The following is a 9549-nucleotide window of genomic DNA, read 5'->3' on the forward strand; positions in this document are numbered from 1 at the left end:
CTAACACCGCCTCCCGCTGACCAGCCCCGACCCAAAACCCGCGGTTCCGGTGGAGACCGGAACCGCGGTTCTTCGCTTCGAGCGGCCTACCTTCGGAGGCGCTTGCGGCCGGTGACCTTGTTGTAGATCACCAGCACGATCACCGCGCCGATCACCGAACCGATCCAGCCCGCCGGCTGGAAGCCGCGGAACCCGACCGTGAGCAGGCCCCACAGGAACCCGCCGACGACGGAACCGACGACGCCGAGCACGATGGTGGCCAGCAGGCCGATGTCGTCCTTGCCCGGCACGACCGCCCTGGCGATGAAGCCCGCGATCAGGCCGAAGACGACCCATCCGAGGATGGTCCAGAACATCGCTCTCCCCTACTTCCCGGGTTCGCTGGCGAACAACATCATCCGCCAGGTTACGCGCCGGGAAGCCGCCCGGACGTCCTCAGTGGACATGATCCGACCCACCACGAGCGGCCCGACGGCTCGATCACGCGGAATCCGATCTCGCAGCACATCGTGATGATCGACTCCCCGAGGACCACTCGAGCGGGTGATCTTCGGCCAGGATTGTCGGGGTCAGCGCCTAGACTCACGGCTCGTGACTGCCCAGCACAGCTCGACCGAGGCGGCCCTGCGCGATGCGGTGGACACAGCCTTCATCGACTTACTGACCGCTCCGAACAACCCGGCCGACCGCGCGCAGCAGGAGCTGACCCGTGCAGTCGGCATGCTCGACGAGCACCCGCAGATAGAGATCTCCGCCGACGCGGCGACCGCTGTCCGCTCCGCAGCCGAGCACCTCGCCCACGGCGACCGCGAAGACGCCCGCACCGCGCTGGTGACCGCCCGCGGCCGGCTCTCCGAACCGGGGTCCCGCATGGCCTCCCGCATGCACTGACCTGCACCTGTCCGGGGCGTGCGGCATCGGGCCGCAGAGCCCCGACCGGTCATTGCGGGACCGGTTCGTCCTCCCGGCTGTCGCGGGCCATCGGCGCGGCGCTGCCCCGCAACCGGTCGGCGAGTTCGTCCAGGAACCAGTTCAGCACCGATTCGGCCATCTCCACGTCGGCTTTCGAGCCGACGTCCAAGGCGTGCTTGTAGGCCAGTCCGGCGATCCGGATCTCCTCGCACAACTTCTCGTGCGGGAGTTCGCTGCACCTCGTGATCAGATCCATCGCAGACCACTCCCGTGGTCGATCGAGCGGCCGAGGGACGGCGATGCACCGCCGTCCTCGACCTCTCCCCCCAGTGTTGTCCCGGACGAATCCGGGGTAGTGCGCACCTGCCCAGACGGTAACCCGCCACGACGGAGAACGCGCTCCCCCAAACGGGGATATGTTGGAAATTCACCGGCGCCTACGAGTAACTGGTTGTTTCTTCTCCACCATTTCGGAACGCGCGGAACGCGGCCGTTGCCACCAGCGCCTTGACCAGCAGCAACCGACCGCGTCCGCACTCCGCCCAGGATCAGCTCAGGCCGTCGAGCCGTTCCCGGTACTCCTCGGAGCTGATCTCCCCGCGGGCGTAGCGCTCGGAGAGGATCTCCCGCGCCCGCTCACCCGCGGCCTTCCGGCACGGCCGACGGCGCACCGCGAGGACGACGACGGTGGCGATCAGGCCGAGGAACAGCAGGAAGAAGATCGGTCCGATGAACCACCCCGGACCTCCGTGCATGCCTGGACCCCACTGGGCGATGAACTCGGTCAACATCACGACACCTCCGAACCCGTTCCAACGTCGGATCCAGCATCGGCCCGGCGAGGCGCCGAGTCGTCCGTCAGCGAGCGACACTCGCGGTACCGCACCCGACGTACGCGGCCCTGCCGGACGTGCACGGGTGGAGGCGTCCTAAGTGGATTCGGCTTCGCACGGCGGCAGCACACCGCCGCGCAGCTCCCAGCGCCGGTTGAGCGGATTGCGGACCCAGCGCATCTCGGTTTCCGCTTCCCACGGCTGCAAGGTGGTCAAGTAGCGCGACCACAGCCAGTTCTGGACCGCGAAGTAGCGGCGGATTCCGGCCAGTCCGGCGGCGAACGGCCGGTCGAGCGGCATGTTCATGGTGTGCCATCCCTGGTCGCTCGGGGTTCGCTCAGCACCAGCGTGGGATGCACCGGATCCCGCCGAAAGCGGCAGCAATGCCATTGTGCGTCAAAATCCTGCCAGCTACCGTGGATGACGTGTTGCGCAGCGTGGCCGCGGTCGTCCTCGACGACGTCGCCCCGTTCGAGCTGGGCGTGTTGTGCGAGGTCTTCGGCCTGGACCGGACCGCCGACGGGGTGCCGCCGATCGACTTCCGCATCTGCGGACAACGACCGGGCGAGCCGGTGCGCACCTCGGTGGGGATGCAGGTGGTCCCCGGGCACGGGCTCGACGAGCTGTCCCGCGCCGACGTAGTGGCGGTGCCCGCCGCGCGGATCCGGGACGACTACCCGCAGGACGTGCTCGACGGGCTCCGCTCAGCCGCAGCGCGCGGGGCGACCATGCTCTCGGTGTGCTCCGGCGCGTTCCTGCTCGGCGCGGCCGGGCTCCTCGACGGTCGCCGCTGCACGACGCACTGGTTCTACGTCTCCGATTTCCGCCACCGCTTCCCCACCGCCGAGCTCGACCCGGACGTGCTCTACGTCGACGACGGCGACGTCGTGACCAGCGCGGGGACCGCGGCCGGCATCGACGCCTGCCTGCACCTGGTCCGCCGCGAGCTCGGCTCGACGGCTGCGACGCGGATCGCCCGACGCATGGTGGTGCCACCGCAGCGCGACGGCGGCCAGCGGCAGTTCATCGATCTGCCCGTACCCGAATGCACCGGCGAAAGCCTCGAACCCGTGCTGGCCTGGATGCAGGAAACCCTGGACGTCGAGCACAGCGTCGCCGCCCTCGCCGCACGGGCGCAGATGTCCCCGCGCACGTTCGCCCGCCGGTTCGTCGCGGAAACCGGCACGACGCCGAACCAGTGGCTGGCCACGCAGCGCGTCCTGCACGCGCGTCGACTGCTGGAGGACACCGAGCTGGGCATCGAGCAGATCGCGCGCGAGTGCGGGTTCGGCAGCGCTTCCCTGCTGCGCCACCACTTCCGCCGCATCGTCGGCGTGACACCGCGCGACTACCGCAGGGCGTTCGCCCGGACCGCCGACTCAGTGCCGCAGTGATGCGCAGCTGATGCAGGTGGTCGCGGCGGGCAAGGCCTCCAGCCGCTCCGGGGCGATGTCCTTCCCGCAGCGCTCGCAGATTCCGTAGGTGCCCTTCTCCAGCTTCGCGACGGCGCGGTCGAGCGCATCCAGCTCGTGCCGGGCATCGGAGAGCAGGCCCTGCACCTGGGCGCGCTCGTAGGCGAGCGTCGCCCCTTCCGGGTCGTGCTCGTCATCGGTGCCGGTCCAGGTCGAGATGTCACCGATCGCGGCGAGGTGCCGCTGCAACGACTCGACCCTGGCGAGCGCGTCCGCGCGCTCCCGGGCCAGCAGCTCCTGCGCCCGGTCAGTACCACCTCGTGTCGAGCGGTCTCCCATGCATTTAACAACTCCGCAGGTCAGAGCACTATTCCGAGGAGCCTCCGGAGCCCGCGGCACCGGGCGAGCAACGTCCGGCCACCGATGATCATCCCATCGGGCGACCATTAATCGCTCGAAAACCCGTTCGACCCGGTGCCATCATCGATGCATGACGACGAGCACGCAACACCCGGAACGGGCCGACCGACCGATGTCCACTTCGGACTCACCGCGAACAGCATTGGTGGCGAACATGATTCAGGACTCCCTCACGTGCCGCGCAAGAGCAGCCCACGGCACCGAAGAGCCGCCGAACCGGCAGCACGTCAGCGCAGGACACCGACGGCGCCGAAGGCGTTCGCGCGGACGACCTGCTCGGGCTCGACCGGACCGTCCGGTCGCCACAGCGGCACGGGGAGCAGCCCGGGCGGGACGATCTCGTAGCCGTCGAGCAACGGGGCGATGCGATCGGCGGACCGCCACTTCACCGGCGTCGGCGTGCGGGCCATGACCTGCTCCGCCGCGGCCACCTGCTCCGCGCTGGCCGCCAACTGCGAGATGTGCGAGATCGCCAGGTAGCTGCCCGGTGCGCACGCCTGGCGGTACGCGGCGAGAACGGCCGCGGCCTCCACGTCGTCCGGCACGAACGGAAGGATCGCCACGGCCAGCACCGCTATCGGCCGGTCGAAGTCGAGCTGTCCGGCAACTCCCGGCGCGGACAGCACGACCTCGGGGCGGCGGATGTCGGCGCGGGTGATGGTCACCCCGTCGACCTGCGCGAGCATGCGGCGCGAGTGGGCCACGGCCACCGACTCGATGTCCACGTAAGCCACGCGGGCCCGAGGGTTCACCCCTTGCGCGATCTCGTGCACGTTGCCCTTGGTCGGAATGCCGGAACCGAGGTCGAGGAACTGGTCGATGCCCACCGAGCACAGGTATCGCACCGCCCGCCCGAGGAAGGCCCGGTTGGCGCGCGCATAGGTCTCCGCGTCCGGCATCGCGGCGCGGCCCGCCTCGGCCGCAGCCCGGTCCACCTCGAAGTTGGCCGACCCGCCCAAGTAGTAGTCGTACATCCGCGCCGCGTTCGGACGTCCCACGTCGATCACTTCGCGCTCGTCCGGATCGCTCATCCCGGCCTCCTCCGGAGGTCGCCACCCACCACTCATCATCATCGCACCCGCCGACACCGAAAAGACCGGTCACGACGCAACAGCAAGGAGACCCCCATCTGCCATGAGAACGAAACCCGCCACCGAATGGCCTCGGATGGCTCACCGGTACCGCTCATGTGCTGCTGTGGCCCGCGCTGCTCGTGCTCTGCCTGGCCGCGTGGGGCACAACGCGCCACCTCGCGAGCGAGCTCCGCCGATCCGACGCATGAGCAGGAGCCGCACCGGTCAGCGGCGGAGCCCTGCGGGCAGGCTCGAAGCGAAGCGGGAATCCGGCACGGAACCGGCGACCCGCAACGCATCTCCCATGGTGTCCACATCGGTCAGCTGCGGCAGCGAAGCGACCCGCAGACCCGCAGTGCGCAACGCCGCGAGCGTGCGCGCACCCGTGTCCGGACGGGAGGTCGGCACCAGCTCCAGCAGGCTCGCGGCGGCCGGGTCGCGGAACCCGACCACCCACCAGCCACCGTCCTCGGCCATGCCGAGCGCGGCGTCCGCGACGTCCAGCGCGGCACACGCCTCGGACAGCAGATCCGGCGTCACCTGCGGGGTGTCCATCCCGATCTGCACGACCGGCAATCCCGGATGCGCCGCTGCGGTGTCGGCGTGGGCGGCCGCCAACCTCGCGGGGAAGCCGTCGCCACGTTGCCCGAGAACGGTCCACCCGCGCAGCGCGTCGCGCAGCTCGACTGCGCCGGTGGCCGAATCGAGCTCCCCGGCCAACGCGAGCACCGGTCGGGCCCGTGCGGTGCCCTGCACCGCGTCGATCGTGTCCCGCAGGCTCGCGGCGGCGATGCGCGCAGCCTCGGCGTGCGTGGCAGGCGGGCACAGCCTGGTCTTGACCAACCCGGGCACGGGTGCCTTCGCCATCACCAGCAGCGCGGTCGGGCTCACCAGAGCACACCTGCCATGTCGCGCACGGCGCGGACCGTGCCGAGCACCGACCCGGAGACCTTGGACCTGGTTCCGGCCGCGCGGGGCCGGTAGGACACGTCCAGCTCGTGCACCCGCCAGTCCGCCTCCGCCGCCTTGCACAGCAGTTCGAGCGGGTAGCCGAAGGCGCGGTCCTCGACTCCCAGGCGCAGCAGGTCGAGCCGCCGCGCGGCGCGGACCGGGGCGATGTCGTGCACTGGAATCCCCCGCCGCCGCAGCAGTCCCGCGATCAGCGCGTTGCCCGTCCTCGCATGCCACGGCCACGCGGCCGCGGTCACCGGAACCCGCCGCCCGACGACCAGATCCGCCTGTCCCGCGCGCAACAGCGCGACCATCGTCGGCAGCTCCCCGGCGTCCAACGAGCCATCGCAGTCCAGGAAGCAGACGAACTCAGCAGTCGCCGCCGTCAAGCCCGCGTGCACCGCCGCCCCGTAACCCCGCCGGGGTTCCCGGACCACCACCGCGCCGTGCTCCTCGGCAACCTCGGCCGACCCGTCCGAAGAACCGTTGTCCACCACGATCGGGCGGAACCCGGCCGGTATCGCAGCGAGCACACCGGGCAGTGCCCGGGCCTCGTCGAGGCAGGGCAGCACCACATCGACGTCGTTCACACAGGCCAGTGAAACGCACTGCGGGCGGTGCCGAGAACTCCAACCGACCTTATGGATTCCTTACGCGAGAAGAGTTCTTACGAGTTGCTGACGGCTGCCGCCGGCGCGTTGGCGAAGGTCTGCGCCCGGACTAGCCTCGCGCTGGTGCCGACAACCCCCAGCCCCACCGCGGACCGGCGGTGGCGGGCCGATCTGGTCGCGCTCGCCGTCGCTGTCGTCGTCGTGGTGGGCTCGGCCGCAGCCGGTTTCCTGCTGAACCGCGCGGGTGTTCCGCTGTACGCCGATGCCGCACCGCTGTTCGGGTACTGGCTGCCCCGCGTCGGCCCCGGAACCCCGCTCGCGATCGTCACCGCCGGTGCGGTCATCACCTGGGGTCCGGTGCTGGCCGCGCGCCTGCCGTGGGGCCGCCTGCTCGTGACCGGGTACCTCGCCGGGATGGTGTGGACCGTGTCGCTGGCGCTGGTGGACGGGTGGCAGAACGGCATCGCCGGGCGGTTGACCGAGTGGACCGAATACCTGCACGACGTACCGCGGGTCACCGACATCGGTGCCGCGCTCCGCGTCTTCACCGACCGGATCCTGGCCGGACAGCCCGACTCCTGGACCGTGCACGTGTCCGGGCATCCGCCCGGCGCCCTGCTGAGCTACGTGTGGCTCGACCGGATCGGGCTCGGTGGTGGGGCTTGGGCAGCGGTCGTGTCGATGTCGGTCGGTCAGCTCGCGGCGGTGGCCGTGCCGGTCACCGTGCGGGCTCTCGCGGGCGCGGACGCGGCCCGGGCCACCATGCCGTTCCTCGTGCTGTTCCCCGGCGCGGTGTGGGTCGGGGTGTCCGCCGACGGCATGTTCACCGGGGTCTCCACCACCGGGATCGCGTTGTTGGCCATTGCCGCCACACGCCGTGGCTTGTGGGCCGCGTGCGCAGCGGTCAGCGCTGGCGTGCTGCTGGGATTCGCACTGTTCCTGAGCTACGGGCTGGTGCTGCTCTTCCCGCTCGTGGTCGTGGTGGTGCTGTGGACTCGCGGGGCCCGTGCGCTGCTGCTCGCCGCAGCTGGCGTGGCCGGTGTGGTCGCCGTGTTCGCGTGGTGCGGGTTCTGGTGGTTGGACGGTTACCACTTGGTCGTCCAGCGCTACCACCAAGGCGATTTCGCCCAACGGCCGTACGAGTACTGGGTGTTCGGCAACATCGGTGCTCTGCTGCTGTCCGCGGGCCCGTTCGCCGCGGTGGCCGTCCGCCGAGCCGCGGTGGACCGGGGCGCGGCTGCCTGGTTGGTGCTGGCGGCGACCGCAGCGGTGCTGGCCGCCGACATCTCCGGTTTGAGCAAGGCCGAGGTCGAGCGGATCTGGCTGCCGTTCGCGGTGTGGTTCGCTGTCGGTGCCGCCCTGCTGCCCGACCGGCAGCGGCGCTGGTGGCTGGCCGGGCAGGCGATGACCGCGCTGGCGGTGAACCACTTGATCGCGACGAGCTGGTGATCGGATGAAGCAGCAGGACGAGGCGGGGCGGATCCTCGTCGTCGACGACGACCACGCGGTGCGCGACGTGCTCCGCCGGTACCTGGAGCGCTCCGGCTACCAGGTCGATCTCGCCGGCGACGGGGAAACCGCGCTGCGGTCATTCACCGCGACCGCGCCCGACCTCGTGGTGCTCGACCTGATGCTGCCCGGGATAGGCGGGCTGGAGGTGTGCCGCCGCATCCGCGAGGACAGCCCAGTCCCGGTGGTGATGCTGACCGCGCTGGGCGAGGAGGCCGACCGGGTTCTCGGGCTGGAGCTCGGCGCCGACGACTACGTCGTCAAACCCTTCAGCCCGCGCGAGCTGGTGCTGCGCGTGGGGTCGGTGCTGCGCCGATCTCGCGCTGCGCTCACGGCTGCGGCCGAATCGCTGCGCGACGGTGGCCTGCAGATCGACGTGGGTGCCCGGCGGTGCACGCTCGACGGTGCCGCCTTGTCGCTGACCGGTCGCGAGTTCGACCTGCTGGTGTTCCTGCTGCGCAACCCGGGGCGGGCGTTCAGCCGGACCGAACTGCTGGAAGCGGTGTGGGGCTGGAGCTTCGGCGACCACTCGACCGTCACCGTCCACATGAGGCGCCTGCGGGAGAAGATCGAGCCGGATCCCGCCCGTCCCCGGCGGATCAGCACCGTCTGGGGTGTCGGGTACCGCTACGATCCCGCGGAGCCACCGACCGGGGCCACCGCATGGACGTGATCACCGAACTCACCCACGTCGTCCCTTACGCGGTCGGGCTCTCGCTGCCCGTCGCGTTCGCCGGTGCCGCGCTGCTCTACTTCCTGCGGAAGCGGTCGTTGACCTCGGCGCTGACCGCGCTGGTGCTGACGCCGCTGCTGGCCACCCTGGCCGGGATCGTCGGCGTGACCGGCTTCATGTTCGGGCCGCAGCTGACCACCGCGGTGGTGATCTGCACGGCGGTCGCGGTGGTGACCGTGCCGGTGGCGGTCCTGCTCGGCCGCAGCATCGCCCGCCGCAGCGTCTGGGAGCGGGAAGCACGCGCGCGCGAGCGGGCCGCCGAGGCCGCCCGCCGGGAGCTGGTCGCGTGGATCAGCCACGACCTGCGCACTCCGCTGGCCGGAATTCGCGCGATGGCCGAGGCCCTGGCCGACGGCGTGGTCGGCGAACCGGACGAGGTGTGCGCCTACGCCACGCACATCCGGTCCGAGAGCGAGCGGCTGTCGGCCATGGTCGAGGACCTCTTCGAGCTGTCCCGGATCACCGCGGGCGCGGTGCAGCTGGAGTTCTCCGCGGTGCCGCTGCGCGACGTCGTGGACGAAGTGGTCGCGGTGGTGGATCCGCTGGCCCGGCACCGCGAGGTCGAGCTGCGGACCGCCACCAGCGACTGGCCGGTGGTGCAGGGCAGCGATCCGGAACTCTCCCGCGTGCTGCGGAACCTGCTGTCGAACGCGATCCGCCACACCCCGGCCCGCGGCTCGATCGTGCTGACCTCCGGCACCGACGGCGGTCAGGCGTGGTTGCGGGTCGACGACGCCTGCGGCGGAATCGCACCGGCCGAGCTGGAGCGGGTGTTCGACGTCGCGTTCCGCGGCGACCAGGCCCGGCGGGACGACACCGCCGGGGCCGGGCTCGGCCTGGCGATCGCGCGCGGACTCGTGCAGGCGCACCACGGCACCATCACTGCCCGCAACCACGGCTCCGGGTGCCGCTTCGAGGTCCGGCTACCGCTCGCCCAGGCCGATCGCGGCAGGCGCCCGTAGCGGCGCGTGCGCAAAGGACGCCACCCCGTCCGAGAACTCGACCGCAGCCCGGAAACCCAGCACGCGTCGCGCTTTCGCCGGATCGGCGACGATGTGCCGCACGTCGTTGGGCCGCGCACCACCGGCGACGTGC

13 protein-coding genes are annotated in these 9549 nt (G+C 71.0%); 5 read left to right on the top strand and 8 right to left on the bottom strand.

Annotation, left to right across the window (positions count from 1 at the left end; genetic code table 11):
- Nucleotides 1–86: 86 nt before the first annotated feature.
- Nucleotides 87–356, bottom strand: coding sequence for a GlsB/YeaQ/YmgE family stress response membrane protein (locus tag ABTZ89_RS30255; RefSeq protein WP_270952631.1), 270 nt, complete (start codon nt 354–356; stop codon nt 87–89).
- A gap of 235 nt (nt 357–591) precedes the next feature.
- On the opposite strand from ABTZ89_RS30255, the gene ABTZ89_RS30260 reads away from it, so the two are divergent.
- On the top strand, nt 592–891 hold the full coding sequence (locus ABTZ89_RS30260) for a hypothetical protein (protein ID WP_270952629.1): 300 nt from the start codon (nt 592–594) through the stop codon (nt 889–891).
- 49 nt (nt 892–940) lie between these two features.
- Here ABTZ89_RS30260 and ABTZ89_RS30265 read toward each other — a convergent pair whose 3' ends face one another.
- From ABTZ89_RS30265 to ABTZ89_RS30275, 3 genes are all read right to left on the bottom strand, one after another.
- Nucleotides 941–1168 (bottom strand): hypothetical protein, encoded by a 228-nt coding sequence (locus ABTZ89_RS30265; protein ID WP_270952628.1) that lies wholly within the window; start codon nt 1166–1168, stop codon nt 941–943.
- A gap of 292 nt (nt 1169–1460) precedes the next feature.
- On the bottom strand, nt 1461–1703 hold the full coding sequence (locus ABTZ89_RS30270) for an SHOCT domain-containing protein (protein WP_270952627.1): 243 nt from the start codon (nt 1701–1703) through the stop codon (nt 1461–1463).
- Between the two features lie 138 nt (nt 1704–1841).
- Nucleotides 1842–2051 carry a hypothetical protein gene (locus ABTZ89_RS30275; RefSeq protein ID WP_270952626.1) on the bottom strand — a complete coding sequence of 70 codons (210 nt, stop codon included), beginning with the start codon at nt 2049–2051 and terminating at the stop codon, nt 1842–1844.
- A 119-nt stretch (nt 2052–2170) separates the two neighbouring features.
- Between ABTZ89_RS30275 and ABTZ89_RS30280 the strand changes: the two genes are divergently transcribed.
- Nucleotides 2171–3139 (top strand): GlxA family transcriptional regulator, encoded by a 969-nt coding sequence (locus tag ABTZ89_RS30280; protein ID WP_351051081.1) that lies wholly within the window; start codon nt 2171–2173, stop codon nt 3137–3139.
- Here ABTZ89_RS30280 and ABTZ89_RS30285 read toward each other — a convergent pair.
- From ABTZ89_RS30285 to ABTZ89_RS30300, 4 genes are all read right to left on the bottom strand, one after another.
- A complete protein-coding gene (locus tag ABTZ89_RS30285; protein ID WP_270952622.1) occupies nt 3125–3496 on the bottom strand; it encodes a TraR/DksA family transcriptional regulator in 372 nt (123 codons plus the stop codon). The two genes, ABTZ89_RS30280 and ABTZ89_RS30285, sit on opposite strands and share 15 nt — an antisense overlap.
- A gap of 308 nt (nt 3497–3804) precedes the next feature.
- On the bottom strand, nt 3805–4608 hold the full coding sequence (locus ABTZ89_RS30290) for an SAM-dependent methyltransferase (RefSeq protein WP_351051084.1): 804 nt from the start codon (nt 4606–4608) through the stop codon (nt 3805–3807).
- A gap of 267 nt (nt 4609–4875) precedes the next feature.
- Nucleotides 4876–5544 carry a TIGR04282 family arsenosugar biosynthesis glycosyltransferase gene (locus tag ABTZ89_RS30295; RefSeq protein WP_502949618.1) on the bottom strand — a complete coding sequence of 223 codons (669 nt, stop codon included), beginning with the start codon at nt 5542–5544 and terminating at the stop codon, nt 4876–4878.
- Entirely contained in the window at nt 5538–6191 is a 654-nt protein-coding gene (locus ABTZ89_RS30300; protein ID WP_351051087.1) for a glycosyltransferase family 2 protein, read from the bottom strand. The genes ABTZ89_RS30295 and ABTZ89_RS30300 overlap by 7 nt, the downstream gene beginning before the upstream one ends.
- Before the next feature lie 141 nt (nt 6192–6332).
- On the opposite strand from ABTZ89_RS30300, the gene ABTZ89_RS30305 reads away from it, so the two are divergent.
- From ABTZ89_RS30305 to ABTZ89_RS30315, 3 genes are read left to right on the top strand one after another with little or no spacing between them, the layout of a single operon-like run.
- Nucleotides 6333–7661: a hypothetical protein gene (locus tag ABTZ89_RS30305; protein ID WP_502949619.1), complete on the top strand. Its 1329-nt coding sequence runs from the start codon at nt 6333–6335 to the stop codon at nt 7659–7661.
- 4 nt (nt 7662–7665) lie between these two features.
- Nucleotides 7666–8394, top strand: a complete 729-nt coding sequence (locus ABTZ89_RS30310) for a response regulator transcription factor (protein ID WP_351051093.1) — start codon at nt 7666–7668, stop codon at nt 8392–8394.
- Nucleotides 8385–9416, top strand: a complete 1032-nt coding sequence (locus tag ABTZ89_RS30315) for a sensor histidine kinase (RefSeq protein ID WP_351051096.1) — start codon at nt 8385–8387, stop codon at nt 9414–9416. The genes ABTZ89_RS30310 and ABTZ89_RS30315 overlap by 10 nt, the downstream gene beginning before the upstream one ends.
- Nucleotides 9417–9549 lie beyond the last annotated feature (133 nt).

Origin of the sequence: Saccharopolyspora sp. NPDC002686, assembly GCF_040295745.1 — a bacterium.
Taxonomy (GTDB): domain Bacteria; phylum Actinomycetota; class Actinomycetes; order Mycobacteriales; family Pseudonocardiaceae; genus Saccharopolyspora; species Saccharopolyspora oryzae.

Bases quoted from the DNA above. Each gene is read 5' to 3' on its own strand.
- ABTZ89_RS30255 (WP_270952631.1), bottom strand. From the start codon at position 356: ATGTTCTGGACCATCCTCGGATGGGTCGTCTTCGGCCTGATCGCGGGC.
- ABTZ89_RS30275 (WP_270952626.1), bottom strand. From the start codon at position 2,051: ATGAACATGCCGCTCGACCGGCCGTTCGCCGCCGGACTGGCCGGAATC.
- ABTZ89_RS30315 (WP_351051096.1), top strand. From the start codon at position 8,385: ATGGACGTGATCACCGAACTCACCCACGTCGTCCCTTACGCGGTCGGG.
- ABTZ89_RS30265 (WP_270952628.1), bottom strand. From the start codon at position 1,168: ATGGATCTGATCACGAGGTGCAGCGAACTCCCGCACGAGAAGTTGTGC.
- ABTZ89_RS30285 (WP_270952622.1), bottom strand. From the start codon at position 3,496: ATGGGAGACCGCTCGACACGAGGTGGTACTGACCGGGCGCAGGAGCTG.
- ABTZ89_RS30270 (WP_270952627.1), bottom strand. From the start codon at position 1,703: ATGTTGACCGAGTTCATCGCCCAGTGGGGTCCAGGCATGCACGGAGGT.
- ABTZ89_RS30310 (WP_351051093.1), top strand. From the start codon at position 7,666: ATGAAGCAGCAGGACGAGGCGGGGCGGATCCTCGTCGTCGACGACGAC.
- ABTZ89_RS30290 (WP_351051084.1), bottom strand. From the start codon at position 4,608: ATGAGCGATCCGGACGAGCGCGAAGTGATCGACGTGGGACGTCCGAAC.